We start from the raw sequence: 18,977 nt of genomic DNA, 5'->3' as shown, positions 1-18,977 counted from the left end.
GGCGTTACTCGGCGTAAAAATTATGCAGCGGTGGGCGTGAGCATCGAGTGAGCGGCATGGATGCCGCGAAAGCCAGTGCCGCGTAGGACAAAAACGTCAGAGACGTTTTTGAACAGCACTTGTGCTGGCCCGAAGGGCGAGTCCCATTTATGGGGCGAGTAAACGCGTCACTGGCGGCTCGAATCGTGCTCATGAACACCGATGGCATCGCGCAGCGACATAATTTAGCCGGAAGCCTGGGTTCGCAGGGCGGCGGCGACTGAGCGCCCTGCGTCGGGCGCGTGCTACGAGGTAGCATGGAATGGCAGCATTGTGGCGCACGAAACCGTCTCCTCGTTCGCATAAAATTTGACGAAGGGACAGCCTGTGCAGATGACGTTTGAGATCTTTAGTGCTGCCTAATCCTCCCTCTAGACTCCCAAATTAAACTGAAATATTCATTTCATTTTCAAACCGTAGTTTCATTTTCTCTCCTATTGCGTTCCTGTGCTGCTTCGATCCGCTGACAGCCTTGTATACCTCCACAGACGTACGCACACGATGTGTGATTGGGGTTGCAGAAAACAGCGAAGATGTCATGAAAATGTTAACTGGCACGCAAAAACATAATTTTCAATTTATACAAAACTGAAATAAATGTTTTATTTTATCTATCAGGATTCGCGGTAAAGAGCGGGTGATGGGGCTGGGGAGAATGCGACTAGCCGTTATCCGTCACTTTTTCAGTCTGGCATTACACGCCACTCAGGCAGCAAGGGAGCATCTATGTTTAACATCGCTTTACTGGGCGCGGGCCGCATCGGTCAGGTCCATGCAGTGAACATCGCGGCACACAAAGAAACCAACCTGTACGCGGTGGTCGATCCCAACCCAGCAAATGCCACGGCGCTGGCAGAACGTCATCATACCAAAGTAAAAACGGTTGACGAGGTCATGAACGATCCGGCGGTGCACGCCGTCCTGATTGCCTCCGCAACCGATACGCACGCCGACCTGATTGAGCTGGCTGCCAAACACGGCAAAGCCATTTTCTGTGAAAAACCGGTGCATCTGGATATTGCTCGCGTTCGCGATTGCCTGACCGTCGTCAAACAGCAGAACGTGCCATTGTTTGTCGGCTTCAACCGCCGCTACGACCCGCAATTCCGCCGCGTCAAAACGCTGGCGGGTGAAGGTCGCATTGGCAAGCCGGAATCTCTCCTGATTATCTCCCGCGATCCGTCGCCGCCGCCTGCTGAGTACGTCCGCGTTTCCGGCGGTATGTTCCGCGATATGACGATCCATGATTTCGATATGGCACGTTTCATTATGGGCGAAGAGCCGGTGTCGGTCTTTGCACAAGGCAGTAATCTGGTCGATCCGGCAATTGGTGAAGCGGGCGACATCGATACTGCGTTTATCGTGCTGAAATTTGCTTCTGGCGCGATGGCGACCATCGTCAACAGCCGCCGCTCTGGCTACGGCTACGATCAGCGTCTCGAATTGCATGGCGCGAAAGGCGTGCTCAGCGCGGGCAACATCCGCGAAAACGTGGTCGAGCAGTGGACCGACGACGGCTGTCTGGCGGCGAAACCCGAATACTTCTTCCTGCAACGCTATCACGCCGCCTACGCGGCAGAGTGGCAGCACTTTGTCGATGTACTGAATGGCCGCACGCAGCCGGAATGCTCCGGGCTGGACGGTGAGCGTGCGCTAAATCTGGCGGATAAAGCCTTTGAATCATTGGCTCAAGGCAAGGAGGTCGCCGTGTAACCGTATCGGCATCGGCACATCGCGTTTTACCTGCTTTCAACCCTACACCCATACCTATTACAGAAGCAGAGAAAAGACATATGAAAAAGATCATTAGCGTTTCCGCAATCGCCATCGCACTGGGTCTGTCTGGTTTTGCTCAGGCTCAAAATGAACAAATCGTTTTCAGTACGCCGAATCTCGCTATGCCGTTTGAAGTACACATGCAGCGCACCGCCGTTAAAGCCGCCAAAGAACTGGGCGTGAATTTGCAGGTGCTGGATGGGCAGGGTAGCTCACCGAAGCAGGCCGCCGACTTGGAAAATGCCATTACGCGTGGGGCACAGGGCTTTGTGGTGTCACCGAATGACGTCAACGCGGTGTCCAGCGCGGTTACCGATATTCAGGATGCCAAACTACCGGTGGTGACGCTGGATCGTTCGGTAAAAACGGAAAAAGCGGTGCCGCACTTTGGGGCCAATAACTATAAAGGCGGCCAGGCGATTGCCGACTATGTCAAAACCAAATTCCCAGATGGCGCAGAGATCATTCTGCTGACCGGTCAGCCAGGTTCTTCTTCTAACATCGAACGTACGCAGGGGATTCGCGACAGCCTGAAAGCAGGCGGGAGCAAATACCACATCGTCGCAGACCAGACGGGGAACTGGATGCGTTCCGAAGGGATGCGCATCGTTGAAAGTGTGTTTCCTTCGCTGCCTAAACGCCCGCAGGTGATCCTCTCAGCAAACGACGACATGGCGCTGGGCGCGATTGAAGCGTTACAAGGGCAAGGTCTGAAACCCGGCGACGTGATGGTGACTGGCTTTGACGCCGTGCCGGAAGCGCTGGCTCGCGTACGCGACGGCTGGTTGGCGGTAACTGCCGATCAACGTCCGGGTTACGCGGTGACCACTGCGTTGACTCAGTTGACCAATAACATCCGCAGTAAAGCGCCTATCACTGGGGCCGACTACCAACCGACCATGATTACCAAAGATAACCTGAACGATGCCGAGCGTATTGGCGAAGCGGGTAAATAAATCGCTCTCTACATAACAGGTATTCAGCAGGCCGCGTCCGCGCGGCCTTGCCGGAGGAAGGTAAACATGACGGAACCCCTACTGAACATTACCAATTTGGCAAAGAGTTTCTCCGGCGTTTGGGCGCTGAGCAACGCGCAGTTGACCGTACAGCCGGGAGAGATTCATGCGCTATTGGGAGAAAACGGCGCGGGCAAATCGACGCTGTTGAAGGCGCTGGCAGGGGCGCAGCCGCAGACCAGCGGCGATATCTGGTTTGGTGGCGAGACGCTATTACCGCTCGAATCACCCGTTGAGCGCCAAAAGCGGGGGATTATCACCATTTATCAGGAATTTAATCTGCTGCCAAATATGAGCGTGGCGGAGAACATGTTCCTGGGACGTGAGCCGCAGCGTAGCAGCGTATTCGTGGACGCGCTGGCGGTGAATCGCGAGGCGAAAGCGGTACTGGATTATCTGAAATTGAACATTGCGCCGACGACGCAGGTCGCGCGTTTGAGCGTGGCGCAGCAGCAGATGGTGGAAATCGCCAGAGCGCTAACGCTGAACGCCAAGCTGATTGTGATGGACGAACCGTCGGCGGCGCTGAGCGACAGCGAAGTCGACAGCCTGCACCGCGTGGTGCGCGAGCTGAAAGGGCGCGGTGTGAGCGTGGTGTATGTCACACACCGGCTGCACGAAGTCTTCCAACTGTGCGATCGGTTTACCGTCTTTCAGGACGGCCGCTATACCGGTTCCGGGGATGTCGCCAGCACGAATGTGCAGGAGATTATTCGCCTGATGGTCGGCCGTGACGTGGTGTTTAACCGCCGTCCGCCTGCGGAAACGCATCATCAGGATAAGCCGGTACGACTGGCGGTCAAGGGCTTAAGCCGGGAAAAACCGCCGCTGGATGCGCACGGCATTGCGCTAAAGGACATCAGCTTTCAGGTGCATGCGGGCGAAGTGCTCGGTATTGCTGGGCTGGTGGGCGCAGGACGTACGGAAATCGCGCGCTGCCTGTTTGGTGCCGACGCGTTCTCTACCGGTGAATTTGTGCTGGATGACGAACCCTATTATCCCTCCACGCCGCTGCATGCGTTATCGCAAGGCATCGCGCTGGTGCCGGAAGACCGTAAGAAAGAAGGTGCGGTGCTGGGGTTGTCGATCAGGGAAAACATCTCGCTATCTAATCTCTCGTCGCTGATGCGCTGGCGTTGGTTTGTCGACGTCCGTAAGGAGGACGACCTGATTGAGGCCTACCGTCAGGCGCTGCACATCAAGATGGTGAACAGCGAGCAGGAAGTGCGCAAGCTGTCGGGCGGTAACCAGCAAAAAGTGATTCTTGCCCGCTGTATGGCTCTGAATCCCAAGGTATTGATTGTGGATGAGCCCACGCGCGGCATCGATGTTGGCACCAAGTCCGAGGTGCATCAGGTGCTGTTCGATATGGCGAAACGGGGCGTCGCCGTGATTGTGATTTCCTCCGACCTGCCGGAGATCATGGCGATTTCCGACCGCATTATCACGCTCAGCGAAGGGCGGATCAGCGGGGAAATTCATGGCGATGACGCCACAGAAGAAAAACTGATGACGATGATGGCCATTTGCCACGACGCATTACACGCAGCATAACGGAGGTGACGCATGTCCCAGCAGCCGCTTTCTAAGAGCATTACGCCGTCCAATCCGCGTGGACGTTTTGACCCGATTGCCTTTTTTGAACGCTTTGGCGTGTTTATTTTCATGATTCTGCTGCTGATCTTCTTTCAGTCGCAGAACAGCAATTTCCTGTCTGAACGCAACATCACCAACATCCTGACCGAAGTCTCCATCTACGGGATCATGGCCGTAGGGATGACGTTCGTCATTTTGACAGCCGGGATCGATCTGTCCGTCGGTTCGATTCTGGCGGTGTGCGCCATCACCGCCGCCTCGGTGATTAAAGGCGACAACTTCACCACCGTCGATCCGGATGCCTGGTATGGCTTGAGCTGGCTGGTTGCATTGGGCGTCTGTCTGGCGATGGGCACCTTCATTGGTTTCCTGCATGGGTTGGGTGTCACCAAACTGCGTCTGCCGCCGTTCATTGTCACGCTGGGCGGAATGACGATCTGGCGCGGGTTAACGCTGGTGATGAATGACGGTGCGCCAATTGCCGGTTTCGACCCAGGCTATCGCTGGTGGGGACGAGGCGAGATCCTGGGTATTTCGGTGCCGATCTGGATCTTCGCGCTGGTCGCCTTGCTGGGTTATCTCGCGCTGCATAAAACCCGCTGGGGTCGCTTTGTGTACGCCATAGGCGGCAACACCGAAGCCGCACGGCTGGCCGGGGTGAATGTGCAACGCGTACTGGTCAGCGTCTACGTCGTGATTGGCTGTCTGGCTGGGCTAGCGGGCTTTATTCTCAGCGCCCGTCTCGGCAGCGCCGAAGCGGTCGCGGGGATCACCTTCGAGCTGCGCGTTATCGCCTCGGTGGTCATTGGCGGTACATCGCTGATGGGCGGCTACGGCCGGATTAGCGGCACGATTATCGGCTCGATCATCATGGGGATCCTGATTAACGGACTGGTGTTGATGAACGTATCGGCTTACTACCAGCAGATTATCACTGGGTTAATTATCGTGCTGGCCGTGGCGTTCGACACCTACGCCAAGAGCCGTCGCGGCGCTATCTAAGCCGCACCTGTACCGACTCTTTTTTCGCACCGAGGTGGATATGAAGGATGTACGCATTGGGTTAATCGGCACCGGCTATATCGGTCGTGCGCATGCCATCGCCTACGCGCAGGCGCCGACGGTCTTCCCGCTGAAAGGCAATCTGGTGAAGGCGATGCTGGCAGAAGTGTCGCCGGAACTGGCGGCCAAACGGGCACAGGAGTTTGGCTTCCAGCGCTCAACGGGGGACTGGCGTGCGCTGGTGGCGGACCCAGACATTGACGTAGTGGATATCTGCGCGCCGAATTTTCTGCATAAAACGATGGCGATGGCGGCTATCCAGCACGGCAAGCACGTTTACTCGGAAAAACCGCTGGCGCTGAACGCGCGTGATGCCCGAGAAATGGTCGATGCCGCGCAGCAGGCCGGTGTGAAAACGCTGGTGGGCTTCAACTACATGAAGAACCCGACCTCACAGCTGGCCAAAGAGATTATCGCCAGCGGCGAGATTGGCGAAGTGGTGCATTTTTACGGCACGCATAACGAAGATTATCTGGCCGATCCGAATAAACCCGCCGACTGGCACTGTTTTAAAGAAACGGCAGGGCTGGGGGCGCTGGGGGATCTGGCGGCGCATATCGTCAACATGGCGCAGTATCTGGTGGGCGATATCGCCAGCGTCTGCGGCGATTTGCAAACGGTGATTACGCAGCGTCCAACGGCACCGGGCAGCAGCGAGCAGGTGCAGGTGGAGAATGAAGATCAGGCGCATGCGATGGTGCGGTTTGTCAGTGGCGCACGCGGCGTGATTGAAACCTCACGCATTGCCTGCGGCCGCAAAATGGGCCTGACCTACGTGGTCACTGGCACCAAAGGCACGCTGAGTTTCACGCAGGAACGTATGGCAGAGCTGAAACTCTATCGGCATGACGATCCAGAGAACCGGCAGGGATTCAAAACGCTGCTGACCGGGCCGCAGCATCCTGACTATGCGGCCTTCTGCGCCAGCGCCGGACACGGTATTGGCTTTAACGATCAGAAAACGGTAGAGGTGCGCGATCTGATCGACGGTATTGCGGCTGACGTCCCCATGTGGCCGGATTTCGAAGAGGGCTGGAAAGTCTCGCGAGTTCTGGATGCGATCGTGCAGTCACACGAAACGGCGCGTTGGGTGAATGTGGACGAGGTGGGCTAATACGCCAGCTGACGTGATTTCTTCTTTTTATACCCGTCATACTTCAAGTTGCATGTGCGTTGGCCGCGTTCAGTCACCCGAATCACTTACTCAAGTAAGCTCATCGGGATTCCTTCGCTTGCCGCCTGCCTGAAACTCGAATTATTTAGGGTATATAAGGCTTTTTTACGCGACTTTTTTACAGGATTGGCCGCTATGAGTAAGGAAAAGACGTTTGATGTGATTTGCATGGGGCGCGTTGCTGTCGATCTGTACGGGCAGCAAATCGGCGCGCGTCTGGAAGATATGGGCAGTTTTGCCAAGTATCTGGGTGGGTCGTCCGGCAACGTGGCTTACGGCACGGCACGACAGGGGCTGCGTTCTTCTATGTTGGCGCGGGTGGGCGACGAACATATGGGGCGCTTCCTGCGTGAAGAGCTGAATCAGGTCGGTTGCGATACCAGCCATTTGATTACCGATAAGGAACGTCTGACGGCGCTGGTGCTATTGGGCATCAAAGATCGTGATACCTTTCCACTGATTTTCTACCGCGACAACTGCGCTGATATGGCGATCTCGTCGGAGGATTTCACCGAGGATTACATCGCGTCGTCACGCTGTCTGGCGATTACCGGCACGCATCTTTCCCACCCTAACACGCGTGAAGCGGTGCTGACGGCGCTGCAATACGCGCGGCGCAACGGGGTGAAAACGGCGCTGGATATCGACTACCGTCCGGTGCTGTGGGGGCTGACGTCGCTGGGCGATGGCGAAACGCGTTTTGTTGAAGCGCAGGTGGTCACGGAGCAGTTGCAGCAGGTGCTGTCGCTGTTCGATGTGATTGTCGGCACCGAGGAAGAGTTCCATATTGCGGGCGGCAGCACGGATACCTTGCAGGCGCTGCGCACGGTGCGGCAGCACACGCAGGCGGAGCTGGTGTGCAAACGCGGGGCGCTGGGCTGCTCGGTGTTTAGCGATTCGATTCCCGACCATCTGGATAAAGGCATCACGATCAAAGGCGTGCGCGTGGATGTGCTGAACGTGCTGGGGGCGGGCGATGCGTTTATGTCCGGCCTGCTGCGTGGCTATCTCAACGGTGAAGGCTGGGAGAAAGCCTGTGCGTACGCCAATGCCTGCGGCGCGCTGGTGGTGTCACGCCACGGCTGTGCGCCAGCGATGCCAAGCAAGATCGAACTGGATAACTATTTAGCACGGGCGGCTAGCGTGCCGCGTCCCGATCTGGACGAAGAGCTTAACCATCTGCATCGCGTTACGACACGGCGTAAACAGTGGCATGAACTGTGCGTGATCGCGTTCGATCACCGTAGCCAACTGGAAGACATGGCGCTGAACTGCGGTACGGAAATCAGCCGTATTCCGGCACTGAAAAAGCTGATTCTGCGTGCCAGCTATGACGCGGCACAACAGGCGGGGCTGGAAGGTAAAGCCGGTCTGCTGTGTGACGGCACGTTCGGGCAGGATGCGCTGAACGACATCACCGGAAAAGGCTGGTGGATTGGCCGACCGATTGAGCTACCGGGATCGCGCCCGTTAATGATGGAGCGCGGCAATATTGGCTCACAGCTGGTGAGCTGGCCGCTAGAGCACGTGGTGAAATGCCTGGTGTTCTTCCACCCAGAAGATGCCCACGCGCTGCGGCGCGAGCAGGAAATGAAGGTGATAGAGGTCTATCAGGCCTGTCGTCAATCCGGCCATGAACTGCTGCTCGAAGTCATTCTGCCCGCGGGGATGCCGCACAGCGATGCGCTTTATCTACGTGCGATTCAACGCTTCTACAACCTCGGCGTGCGGCCAGACTGGTGGAAACTGCCGCCACTGTCCTCCGAAGGTTGGGAACAGCTTACGCCGCTGCTGGCACAGCGCGATCCCTACTGTCGGGGCGTGGTCATTCTGGGGCTGGATGCGCCGCTGGAAACGTTACAACAAGGCTTCAGCGCCGCCGTGGGTTTCCCGATTGTGAAAGGCTTTGCCGTCGGCCGTACCCTATTTGCCCAGCCCGCGCAAAAGTGGCTGCGTAACGAGATCGATGACGCCGAATTGATTGAGCAAGTTAAACATAACTACCTGCAACTGATCGCCGTTTGGCGTCAGCGCGGTTAACCCATTCCTCTGTGTTTGAATAAGGGACATAACATGACTGTTCAACTTGGTATTAATCCACTCACCTGGACCAATGACGATCTGCCTTCTCTGGGCGCGGACACCCCGCTGGAAACCTGCCTGAGTGAAGGACGGCAGGCCGGTTTTACCGGTTTTGAATTAGGTAATAAATTCCCGCGTCAGGCCAGCGTGCTGGGGCCAATCCTGCAAGCGCACGACTTGCGCTTAGTCTCCGGCTGGTACTCAGGCGAACTGCTCACGCGTTCAGTAGAAGAAGAGATTGAGGCGGTGCAGGGACATCTGGCGCTGTTACGCGATCTCGGTGCGACGGTGTTGGTGTTTGCCGAAGTCACGGGCGCGATTCACGGCGACCAACAGAAACCCGTTCATCTGCGCCCGCGTTTCCCCGAAGAGCGCTGGCCGGAATACGGTAAAAAGCTGACTGAATTTGCGCGCTACACGCAAAGTCAGGGCGTGCAGATTGCCTATCATCACCATATGGGCACGGTGATTGAAAGTGCGCAGGATGTGGATAATCTGATGGAACATACCGGGCCGGAAGTCGGGCTGCTGCTGGATACCGGGCACTTTACGTTCGCGGGTGCCGATCCGGTGGCGGTGGCGAAGCGCTGGATTCACCGCATCAATCACGTTCACTGTAAAGATATTCGCCCTGATGTGCTGAAAGACGTCAAAAACCGCAAGACCAGTTTTCTGGACGCAGTGCTGAGCGGCGTCTTTACCGTGCCGGGCGACGGCTGTGTCGATTACCCAGCGGTGTTCAGCATCCTGAAAGCCCATAACTACAGCGGATGGTTAGTAGTCGAAGCGGAACAGGATCCGGCTGTCGCGCATCCGCTGACGTACGCGACGCTAGGCTACAATAACTTGCAACGTTTCGCCCAGCAGGCGGAATTGATCTGATTCGTGGTGATATCCCCCGCATCTTCAAGCTGCCAGTAGATCAACGTGCAGGCAGTTTGAAGTCGGGGGAGATAAAGGAGGCAAAAGATGTCCCGACTATTATCACGCCATCGCGTCCCTGACGAACACGGACGGACGCAGCACATCACACCGGAAACTGCGGGTTGGCGCTACGTGGGGTTCGAGGTATATCAATTGGCACCGGAACAAGTGCTATCGCTGCCCGCCAGCGATAACGAACGCTGTCTGGTGCTAGTCAGCGGCAAGGCAACGGTGGTCACGCCAGGTGAGCGCTTTGAGCAGATTGGCGACAGAATGAGCCCGTTTGAGCGCAGAAAACCCTATGCGGTTTATGTCACGTCTGGAGAGACGATTACGGTGACGGCACACACGGCGCTGGAGCTGGCGGTTTGCGCCGCACCGGGATTCTGCACGCATCCGACCCGGCTGATTGCCCCGCAGGATATCGATGCCGAGCAGCGTGGCGTCGGCAATAACCAGCGCTATGTGCATAATATTTTGCCGGAGGACAAAGCGGCCGACAGCCTGTTGGTGGTCGAAGTGTACACCGATGAAGGCTGCACCAGCTCTTATCCCAGCCACAAGCACGATGTCGACAGTCCGCCGCAGGAAACCTATCTGGAAGAAACCTACTACCATCGTTTGAATCCAGAACAGGGATTCTGCCTGCAACGTGTCTATACCGATGACCGTTCATTAGATGAATGTATGGCGGTCTACGATAGGGACGTGGTGCAGGTGCCGCGTGGCTATCACCCGGTTGCCACCATTGCAGGCTATGACAGCTACTATCTGAATGTGATGGCAGGCCCGACGCGCCAGTGGCGTTTCACCTGGGAAGCGGATCACCAGTGGATCAACAGTCCCGAGTATGCGGATAAGCATAGGCAGGGCAAGGTGTAGCGATACTGGCAAACGAACATAAGAATGGGCAGTGGCTTATAGATAAGCTGTAGGCCGCTGACCTATTATGTCGGGGGATGTTACCCCACCCTGTAATCCATTACTCTTCTCCGGTCATCTTCCTGAACTCGGCTTTTAATCTGTTCCTAATGTCGCTACTGCTGAGGCTTTCTGTTTCACCGCGTTGCAGCGCGTTCCAGGCGGGAACGACTTGTTCCTGCAGCCAATTCTCTACTGCATTATCGCGTGCAATCAGCGCTCGAAGTCCTTCCCGAATAACCTCACTTTCTGACGCGTATTCACCGCGGGCAACTCGGGCTTTCACCTGCGCAGCCATTTCATTTGGCAGCGTTATACTCATCTGCTGTGTTGTTCTCATTGTCTACCCCTTTAACATACCGATAGGATTTAATCATACTCATTATTTCCCATCTTGTCAGGGGTGAACCACCTGAATCAGACGTCTCGGTTCACCGAAATATTATCGAGCTTGCCTGCTTTCAAATAGCCAATATGGCTGGCCATTAGCTCGGCTTCCTGTTCGCTGTGTGTGACTAAGAGTGCGGTTTGTCCGGCGTTGTGCAGGATGTCGCGTACTTCCTGTCCCAGCCGTTTTCGGCTGTCGGGATCGAGGCTGGATAGCGGTTCATCGAGCAGCAGCACGGCGGGCTGCGGAGCCAGCGCCCGCGCGAGTGCAATACGCTGCTGTTGTCCGCCGGACATTTCATGCGGATAGCGCTGTGCCAGTGAGACGAGATCGACCAGTTCAAGCATGGCGCGCACGCGCGACTGCTGAAGATCTTTCGGCTGTTTTCTCAGGCCAAAGGCAATATTCTGCGCGGCGGTCAGGTGGGGAAACAGGGCATAGTCCTGAAACACCATCCCGACGTTGCGCTGTTCCGGCGGCAGATGCACGGCCGGGCCCGCCACGCAGCGCCCACCGACGTGAATCGTTCCCTGAGTCAGGTGCTCAAAACCCGCAATTGCGCGTAAAGCCGTGGTTTTACCGCATCCTGATGCCCCCAGCAGGCAGGCCAGTTCGCCCGCGGCAACTTCCATAGAAAAACCGTTCAGCACATGATGAACATTATGCTTGTGCCCGTAGGCGACGTGGACATTATTCAGAACGAGTGTAGCCTCAGACACCTTGACTCTTCCTCATGATTTTCATTCTTTCTCAACCGACGTTTTTAGCTGGCTGCGAGCCAGCAGGACAACGGGGAGCGTACCCGCCAGCACAATCAGCAGTGCGGCAATCGCGCCTTCTTCGTAGGTGCCTCTGGCGGCTTCGGCATACAGGACGGTTGCCAATGTTTCGAAGTTGACGGGGCGCAGCAGCAGCGTAGCGGGGAGCTCTTTCATTGCATCAGCAAACACCAGCAGCGCACTGGTCACCAGTGCGGGGCGCAGCAGGGGAAGGTGCACGCGGAAAAAGGTGACGAATTCACTTTCGCCCAGCAGACGCGATGCCTGTTCCATCACGGGGGGAATGCGCGTCAGTCCGGCATCAAGCGCACCAATCCCAATCGCCATAAAGCGAATGGCGCAGCAGATTACCAGCAGGATACCGGCGGAAAGCAGCGGCAATCCCTTATAACCTATCAATTCAGCGAGAAAATTATCCGTCGCCATACCGGGCGTCAGCATGCCAATCGCCAGTACCGTACCGGGTACAGCATAGCCCAGCGAGGCAATTCTCAATAGGGTGCGACGGCGTTCCGGTGAACGGTCAGCGATGGCGGAATGACGGGCATACCACGCAATAATCAGGCTGACGAACGTGACGACCAGCGTGACGCCAACGGCCAGCAGAAGTGAGTTCTGCAATGACTGTATCAGGCCTGCGGAGATCGTCACGCTATCGCCCAGCCGCTTAGCGCTTTCCCATGCCAGAAAGAGGGCGGGGGCGATGAAGCCGAGCAGGATAGGCAACGCGGTCGCACCGGTTGCCAGCCAGGCGCGTACTCCTTTCAGCGGGGCGGGCAGAATGCCACGCATCTGTCGGCTGGTGCCGTAGCGCTGGTTTTTCCGGCCGTAATATTCCAGCGTCAGCAGCAGGATAACCACCGTCAGCATCGTGCAGGCAATCTGCGCGGCGGCGGGTAAATCCGAACGGGTGACCCAGGTGGTGTAAACCGTCACGGTCAGCGTATTGACCCCAAGGAATTCGGAGGCGCCAATATCATTCAGCGTTTCCAGCAAGGCCAGGCTGGTGCCAACGGCCAGCGCAGGGCGCGCCATCGGTAGGGCAACGTGCAGGAAGGTGCCTGTTGCGCTCAACCCCAGCGTGCGTGCGGCTTCCAGCAGGTGTGCGGGCTGGCTGATAAACATCGCACGCATCGTCAGATAAACGTACGGATAGAGCACCAGCCCGAGCAGCAGAATAGCGCCCGTCATGGAGCGCAGATCCGGCAGGCGGAACTGACGCGGGCTGTCATAGCCCAGCACACTGCGGATCGCTTCCTGAATCGGCCCTATAGGATGCAGCAGATCGAGCCAGGCAAAAGCGACAATATAGGTTGGCATCGCCAGCGGCAGCAGCAGCGCCCAGCTAACGAACTGTCTGCCGGGGAAATCAAATGCCGTCACCAGCCAGGCGCAGCCTGCACCAATCACCATGACGAGCACACCTACGCCGACGAGCAGAATCAGCGTGTTGAGTGCGGCATCGGGCAGCACGTAGCGCATCAGGTGATCCCAATGGCCGACGCCCGCGCCAGCGGCTAGCCAAAGCAGGGAAACCAGCGGAGCCAGTACGCCGAGAGCAATGACAACGGCAGCGATGCGAAGCGGAGAAAAAAAGAGGCGCGGCCGCCCGAAGGCGCCGCGCATGGTTGACGAACCGGTCTTATTGATCGAATCCAACTTTATCTACCAACTGACTGGCCTGTTTACGGAATTTAACGATGTCGGTTAGCGGAATGCTATCCACAGTAACGTCACCAATCGTGCTGCTAATGGTGGAATCCAGCGTGACGCCTTTGCGAACCGGATATTCATAGTTTGCCTGTGCGTAGATCTGCTGAGCCGGCGCGGAGACCAGATATTCCATCAATTTCACGGCTTGATCTTTATGCGGCGCGTGACGTGCAACGGCTGCACCGCTGATATTGACGTGTGTGCCGCCGTTTTCAAAGGTAGGCTGAACGACTTTGATGGCATCGCCCCATTTGCGGGCGTCGGTGCCTTCTTTGGCGTTCTTCATGTGGCCGACATAATAAGAGTTCGCCAGACCTACATCGCAGATGCCGCCGAGGATATCGCGCGCAACGTCGCGGTCACCACCGGTGGCTTTACGCGCCAGATTGTCTTTCACACCGCGCAGCCAGGTTTCGGTTTTGGCTTCACCGTGGTGGGCAATCATCGCGGCAACCAGTGCGGTATTGTAAGGGTGTTGACCCGCGCGGATACACACTTTGCCTTTCCATTTCGGATCGGCCAGATTTTCGTAAGTAATGCCGGTCAGCGGCAGTGATTTTTCTGCATAGAGCACGCGAGATCGCATCGACAGACCAAACCATTGGTTATCTTTGTCACGCAGCGCTGCCGGGATAGCCTCGGTTAATGCACTGGACTGAATCGGCTGTGTGACACCGGCGTCTACCAGATCGATCAGGTTACCGGCATCAACGGTCATCAGCAGGTCAGCCGGTGAGTTTTGGCCTTCTGCCTTCACACGCTCCAGCATGCCGTCCTTGATGAACACGGTATTAACTTTAACCGACGTCTCTTTGGTGAACGCATCCAGCAGCGGCTGAATCAGGCCGGGTTCACGCGTGGTGTAAAGCGTCAGAGAGTCGTCTGCGGCAGCAGCAGGCAGGGCATAGGCAACCATTAGCGATGACGCTAATGTCAGCAGGCGCGCTTTTTTGCGCAGAACAGACAGCATTTTTGACATGTTATTATCTTCTCCAGAGTGAATGTGATGCGTAACTGAATAAAATAAGGAGATATTTTCGGCAGGTGACTAAAACAATATATGATAATCACTCTTGTTTGCAATCTCATTAACGCGGTTTATTCACTATCGTGATGTGAGTCAACATACTCACTCCTCAGGAGCGATCTCGGTTTTATTTGTCAGCATCTCGATAAAAACCGTAATGATTGGCTGTCTTGAGTAAGGTTATTGCTATGGCGTCTGGCTTTCGGCCAGCCTGCTGATATGCATGGTCAGCCAGGTAAGCTCTTCTTTCGGCAAGGCCATCTGGTATTTTTCCTGCACGTAATCCCTGATGGCCCAAGAGATCGCCATCGCTTCAGGATAGTGTTTCAGCAGTTCCTGATAGAAATCGTCCGTGCGTCCCGGTGCGATTTTGCGGGCAATCACTCGTTCGGAGAAATAACGCAGATGGGTGATAAAGCGCAGGTAATCGACGGCGTTGACATCGATATTCTTGTTTAATTTGTAGCGGACAATCTCAGCCAGACGATTCACCAGTTGAACCTGCTGGTGGGCATCGGCAATTTCGGCGCTGCCAGCGGCATTAATGAGGTGAAACGCGATGTTGATGGCTTCGTCATCGGGTAGCGCGACGTTAAAACGCACCGACACGCGATCTTTTGCCTGCACGCCGAGGGCGTACTCTTTTTGGTAATAGCGTTTCACTTCCCAACTGAGCTTATTGATGAAGTGGTTGCCCGTTTTACAGCGTTCAACTGCAAAATAGAGATGTTCCGCCAGCGTAAAGAACAGCACCGAATTCAGCTTTTCAGCGTACTGACTTTGTGCCAGCGTGACGATCTCATGGGTAATGTCAAAAAAAGCCGCAGGAATCGTGTCGGTCAATGAAAGAAAATGCCGTGATTTCAGGTTTTCCAGCGGAATGAAAACCTGCTCAACGTGCGTCACATCAATCAATGAACCGGGTTTGGCACCAAATCCGATGCCTTTACCCAACAGGATCATCTCCTGATGTTCATGGTCGACTAACAGCATGCTGTTATTTAACGCTTTTTTCACTTTAATCACGTTTTTCTTCCAATCATGCTGGTTTTCTCATTACGTTTTTCCAATCACAGTCATGTCCTGTCATTGCACACGTAGTCTGCGGTAGCGCTGTCTGTCAGGTGAGGTCGGCACCATTGGTCGCGATGACTTTCTGATACCAGTAGAACGAATCCTTCCTCAGTCGCGCCAGAGAACCGTTGCCCTTATCATCCTGATCGACATAGATAAAGCCATAGCGTTTGGACATTTGTGACGTGCCCGCGCTGATGATGTCAATTGCTCCCCAACTGGTGAACCCCATCAGTTCAACGCCTTCGCCAATCGCTTCACGCATTTGCTCGAAATGTGAACGGAAGTAGTCAACGCGGTAAGGATCGTGGATTTTGCCGTTTTCGACAACGTCTTTTGCACCCAGCCCATTTTCGACAATAAACAGCGGCTTCTGGTAGCGATCATAAAGCTCCAGCAGGGAGATTTTCAGCCCGACCGGGTCGATCTGCCATCCCCAATCTGAGGCTGGCAGGTACGGGTTTTTTACGCCCAGAACGGTATTCCCCGGGATTCTCTCGGCGTCTGGCTGCGTGGACTCGGTAAGTGACATGTAATAGCTGAACGACACAAAATCAACGGTGTGTTGCTTAAGAATGGCCAGATCGTCGGGCTGCATGGTGAGGTGAATGCCACGTCGCTCAAGGTCGCGCTTAATGAGCGGCGGATATTCACCGAACACCTGCACATCGGCATAAAAGTAGTTTTCGAGATTCTTTTTCAGCGCGGCTTCGACATCTTCCGGGCGGCAGGAATGCGGATAGGTCGTCAGCTTGGTCAGCATGCAACCGACCTGGCTGCCTGGGATCTTCTCATGGCAGTCGCGGGTGACGAGGGCAGAAGCAACAAACTGGTGGTGCAGCCCCTGATAAATATCCTGCTTGGCCTGTCTCGGCGCGCTTTTCTCTTCACGGATACCCGCGGTGGTAAACGGATGACGATGGATACTGTCGATCTCGTTAAAGGTCAGCCAGTAGCGCACGAGATCCTTATAGCGATCGAAGCAGACATTGCTGAAGCGTACGAAGGCATCCAACACGTTGCGGTGCACCCAGCCATTGTATTTCTCACTCAGCGCCAGCGGCATTTCGTAGTGTGAAAGCGTCACCAGCGGTTCGATGCCGTGTTTGCGCATCTCGCGGAACAGATCGTCGTAAAACTGTAAACCAGCCTCATTCGGCGCGCTGTCTTCTCCGGTCGGAAAAATGCGCGACCAGGCGATAGAGACGCGCAGCACCTTGAAGCCCATTTCGGCAAACAGCGCCAGATCGCCTTGGTAGCGGTGATAAAAATCGATGCCGCGTCGTTTGGGGTAGAACGCGTCATTTTTTCCGTTGAGCGCATCAGCGATATTTTCGTCCGTCAGCGCCATGTGGGCATGGTAATTTTTCAGATCGAGATTCGGCTTCCAGGTAATGGCGTCCGCGACCGACGGCCCCTTGCCGTCTTCATTCCATGCGCCTTCGGCCTGATTCGCGGCAATCGCGCCGCCCCATAAAAAGTGTTCCGGGAATGCGATGTTTTTATCCATTACACAGACTCCTTTAAGGTCATGATGATGGTGTGGGGATGGATGACGACGTCAGTGGCTTCTGGTATCACGCGAAAGCGCTCGCTGTTGGTGATAACCATCATGACGACGGGATCGTAACCGGCGGCGATGAGGCTATCGAGGTCAAATTCAACAAGGATATCGCCGGTATTAACCTGTTGACCGGCCGTGACTTTCGGCTCAAAGCCCTGACCATTGAGTTTGATGGTATCAATGCCGATATGGAAAATCAGTTCAGCGCCGCTGTCGGTGAGCATGCTGACGGCGTGGCCGGTTTCAAATACGTTCTCAATGGTGCCGTTTGCGGGTGCATAAAGCACGCCTTTCTCTGGGATGATGGCGATGCCGTCACCCATAATCCGTTTGGAGAAAATCTCGTCATTCACGTTGTCCAGCGGAATCACTTTTCCTTCAATCGGGCTGGTGAACTGGCATTCGGTAATCGTGTGATGACTTTCTTCTACGGTAGCAGGCTTCTCTTCTCGCCAGAGGAACAGCGCAGAGAGAAAGGCGATGACAAAAGAGAGCACGGCACCGGCGATGGCATAGACGATGTTCCAGCTGTTTTCCGGTGAGATAAACATGGAGATGCTAGCCAGACCGGGGCCAACGAGCGCAAAGGCTTCAATCGCCATCCAGCCGATAAACGCGCCGCCGACCAGGCTACCTGCGATCACGCTGTAGAGCGCCTTTTTATTCAGTAGCGTAATTCCGTACAGCGCGGGTTCGGTAATGCCGAACAGGGCGGAAATACCGGCTGAAAGCGCCGTCGATTTTAGCGTTTTGTCTTTACTCTTGAGCGCAATCGCCATACAGGCACCCGATTCGGCAATGTTATGCGCGAGTGATGCAGGCAGATAGAGCATTTCCTTACCAAACTGGCTCATGGAGGACACCGCATAAGGCAGCATGGGCTTATGCATCCCCGACGCTACCATGAATGGCAGTGCAGCGGCGAGCAATCCCGTTGCTACAAAACCCAGCTTGCTGTACAGCCAGAGGATCACGCTAGCCAGACCCGCACCGAGTTCATAACCGAGCGGGCCAAGAACCAGCAGTGTGACGGGAACAGTGACCAACAGCGACAGCATCGGTGACAGGAAAATACGCAGGGAGCTTGGTGAATAGCGGTTGAAGAGCTTTTCGGTTTGCGCATAGAAAATGACGCACAGAATCGCAGGGAAAACCTGCGACGCGTAAGCGACGTTTTTCAGGTCGAAGGAGAGAAATTCCGCACCGTCCGCCAACTGTTTAGACATGGCCGGCAGCACCATGACAGAGACGGCGGAAACGGCGACCAGCACATTCACTTTCAGCTTCATCGCGGTGGTGATCCCCACCAGAATCGGCAGAAAATAGAGCGGGGCGGAGCCGATATTATCCAGCACTTTATACGTTGAGCTGTCTTTGGTGAGCCAGCCGAGCAAATCCAGCAGCAGTAACAGCGACTTGAGCACGCCGCCACCGGCAATCGCAGGCACCAGTGGCTGAAAAACGCTGATGATAAAATCGATAACAAAAGCCGTGCGGTTGGTTTTTGCTGGCGCGGCACGGCCTGTTTCCTTCCGGCCTGCCGCGAGGTTCTGCACCGCCTCGTACACCTGCATCACTTCGCTGCCGATAATCACCTGACACTGTACGTTAACCCGAACGCCCAGCACGCCCGGTACCTTTTCCAGCTCGCGTTGGTTCACCTGACTGTTGTCATAAAGGCTTAGCCGTAGCCGTGTAGAACAGTGTTCAATATGCTCAATGTTGTCAATTCCACCGACTAACGTGATGATTTTTTCCGCAGTGGTGGTATAGGTTGTCGCGTTATTATCTGCTGCTGTATGGCTCATACGACGATTCCCCTGATCCAGAAACGAAAAAAGA

15 protein-coding genes and 1 pseudogene are annotated in these 18,977 nt (G+C 55.6%); 9 read left to right on the top strand and 7 right to left on the bottom strand.

Annotated features, from left to right (window positions below; all coding sequences use genetic code 11):
• Positions 1-56 precede the first annotated feature (56 nt).
• The 9 genes and pseudogenes from JFY74_14460 (at position 57) to iolB (ending at position 10,551) form a co-directional block, all read left to right on the top strand.
• Positions 57-263: pseudogene (locus tag JFY74_14460) on the top strand (hypothetical protein).
• Positions 264-765: 502 nt separating this feature from the next.
• Positions 766-1,752 (top strand): inositol 2-dehydrogenase, encoded by a 987-nt coding sequence (iolG, locus tag JFY74_14455; protein QQG27295.1) that lies wholly within the window; start codon positions 766-768, stop codon positions 1,750-1,752.
• Between the two features lie 80 nt (positions 1,753-1,832).
• Complete coding sequence (locus JFY74_14450) at positions 1,833-2,771, top strand: substrate-binding domain-containing protein (protein QQG27294.1); 939 nt, start codon at positions 1,833-1,835, stop codon at positions 2,769-2,771.
• A gap of 66 nt (positions 2,772-2,837) precedes the next feature.
• Positions 2,838-4,385, top strand: coding sequence for a sugar ABC transporter ATP-binding protein (locus JFY74_14445; GenBank protein ID QQG27293.1), 1,548 nt, complete (start codon positions 2,838-2,840; stop codon positions 4,383-4,385).
• A 12-nt stretch (positions 4,386-4,397) separates the two neighbouring features.
• Positions 4,398-5,429, top strand: coding sequence for an ABC transporter permease (locus tag JFY74_14440; GenBank protein ID QQG27292.1), 1,032 nt, complete (start codon positions 4,398-4,400; stop codon positions 5,427-5,429).
• 40 nt (positions 5,430-5,469) lie between these two features.
• On the top strand, positions 5,470-6,603 hold the full coding sequence (locus tag JFY74_14435; protein QQG27291.1) for a Gfo/Idh/MocA family oxidoreductase: 1,134 nt from the start codon (positions 5,470-5,472) through the stop codon (positions 6,601-6,603).
• Positions 6,604-6,798: 195 nt separating this feature from the next.
• Positions 6,799-8,703 carry a 5-dehydro-2-deoxygluconokinase gene (gene iolC / locus JFY74_14430; protein ID QQG27290.1) on the top strand — a complete coding sequence of 635 codons (1,905 nt, stop codon included), beginning with the start codon at positions 6,799-6,801 and terminating at the stop codon, positions 8,701-8,703.
• Between the two features lie 33 nt (positions 8,704-8,736).
• Positions 8,737-9,627 (top strand): myo-inosose-2 dehydratase, encoded by an 891-nt coding sequence (gene iolE, locus JFY74_14425; protein QQG27289.1) that lies wholly within the window; start codon positions 8,737-8,739, stop codon positions 9,625-9,627.
• A gap of 87 nt (positions 9,628-9,714) precedes the next feature.
• The gene (iolB, locus tag JFY74_14420) at positions 9,715-10,551 is read left to right on the top strand and encodes a 5-deoxy-glucuronate isomerase (protein QQG27288.1); all 837 of its coding nucleotides are present in this window, start codon (positions 9,715-9,717) and stop codon (positions 10,549-10,551) included.
• A gap of 100 nt (positions 10,552-10,651) precedes the next feature.
• On the opposite strand, the gene JFY74_14415 is transcribed toward iolB, so the two are convergent.
• From JFY74_14415 to JFY74_14385, 7 genes are all read right to left on the bottom strand, one after another.
• On the bottom strand, positions 10,652-10,930 hold the full coding sequence (locus JFY74_14415; protein ID QQG27287.1) for a type II toxin-antitoxin system ParD family antitoxin: 279 nt from the start codon (positions 10,928-10,930) through the stop codon (positions 10,652-10,654).
• A 77-nt stretch (positions 10,931-11,007) separates the two neighbouring features.
• On the bottom strand, positions 11,008-11,697 hold the full coding sequence (locus JFY74_14410; protein QQG27286.1) for an ABC transporter ATP-binding protein: 690 nt from the start codon (positions 11,695-11,697) through the stop codon (positions 11,008-11,010).
• A gap of 21 nt (positions 11,698-11,718) precedes the next feature.
• Complete coding sequence (locus JFY74_14405) at positions 11,719-13,416, bottom strand: iron ABC transporter permease (GenBank protein QQG27285.1); 1,698 nt, start codon at positions 13,414-13,416, stop codon at positions 11,719-11,721.
• The gene (locus tag JFY74_14400; protein QQG27284.1) at positions 13,400-14,449 is read right to left on the bottom strand and encodes a Fe(3+) ABC transporter substrate-binding protein; all 1,050 of its coding nucleotides are present in this window, start codon (positions 14,447-14,449) and stop codon (positions 13,400-13,402) included. Before JFY74_14400 ends, JFY74_14405 begins: the two co-directional genes overlap by 17 nt.
• A 234-nt stretch (positions 14,450-14,683) precedes the next feature.
• Complete coding sequence (locus JFY74_14395; GenBank protein ID QQG27283.1) at positions 14,684-15,523, bottom strand: PRD domain-containing protein; 840 nt, start codon at positions 15,521-15,523, stop codon at positions 14,684-14,686.
• A 94-nt stretch (positions 15,524-15,617) separates the two neighbouring features.
• Positions 15,618-17,081: a family 1 glycosylhydrolase gene (locus JFY74_14390; GenBank protein ID QQG27282.1), complete on the bottom strand. Its 1,464-nt coding sequence runs from the start codon at positions 17,079-17,081 to the stop codon at positions 15,618-15,620.
• Positions 17,081-18,943 (bottom strand): PTS glucose transporter subunit IIA, encoded by a 1,863-nt coding sequence (locus JFY74_14385; protein QQG27281.1) that lies wholly within the window; start codon positions 18,941-18,943, stop codon positions 17,081-17,083. Before JFY74_14385 ends, JFY74_14390 begins: the two co-directional genes overlap by 1 nt.
• Between the last annotated feature and the right edge of the window lie 34 nt (positions 18,944-18,977).

Origin of the sequence: Pectobacterium carotovorum, assembly GCA_016415585.1 — a bacterium.
GTDB lineage: Bacteria > Pseudomonadota > Gammaproteobacteria > Enterobacterales > Enterobacteriaceae > Pectobacterium > Pectobacterium carotovorum_K.
This window is presented reverse-complemented; position numbering and strand designations above follow the sequence as displayed.

Bases quoted from the DNA above. Each gene is read 5' to 3' on its own strand.
- iolE (QQG27289.1), top strand. From the start codon at position 8,737: ATGACTGTTCAACTTGGTATTAATCCACTCACCTGGACCAATGACGAT.
- JFY74_14415 (QQG27287.1), bottom strand. From the start codon at position 10,930: ATGAGAACAACACAGCAGATGAGTATAACGCTGCCAAATGAAATGGCT.
- JFY74_14435 (QQG27291.1), top strand. From the start codon at position 5,470: ATGAAGGATGTACGCATTGGGTTAATCGGCACCGGCTATATCGGTCGT.
- JFY74_14440 (QQG27292.1), top strand. From the start codon at position 4,398: ATGTCCCAGCAGCCGCTTTCTAAGAGCATTACGCCGTCCAATCCGCGT.
- JFY74_14450 (QQG27294.1), top strand. From the start codon at position 1,833: ATGAAAAAGATCATTAGCGTTTCCGCAATCGCCATCGCACTGGGTCTG.
- iolB (QQG27288.1), top strand. From the start codon at position 9,715: ATGTCCCGACTATTATCACGCCATCGCGTCCCTGACGAACACGGACGG.
- JFY74_14400 (QQG27284.1), bottom strand. From the start codon at position 14,449: ATGTCAAAAATGCTGTCTGTTCTGCGCAAAAAAGCGCGCCTGCTGACA.
- iolC (QQG27290.1), top strand. From the start codon at position 6,799: ATGAGTAAGGAAAAGACGTTTGATGTGATTTGCATGGGGCGCGTTGCT.
- JFY74_14385 (QQG27281.1), bottom strand. From the start codon at position 18,943: ATGAGCCATACAGCAGCAGATAATAACGCGACAACCTATACCACCACT.
- iolG (QQG27295.1), top strand. From the start codon at position 766: ATGTTTAACATCGCTTTACTGGGCGCGGGCCGCATCGGTCAGGTCCAT.
- JFY74_14445 (QQG27293.1), top strand. From the start codon at position 2,838: ATGACGGAACCCCTACTGAACATTACCAATTTGGCAAAGAGTTTCTCC.
- JFY74_14390 (QQG27282.1), bottom strand. From the start codon at position 17,081: ATGGATAAAAACATCGCATTCCCGGAACACTTTTTATGGGGCGGCGCG.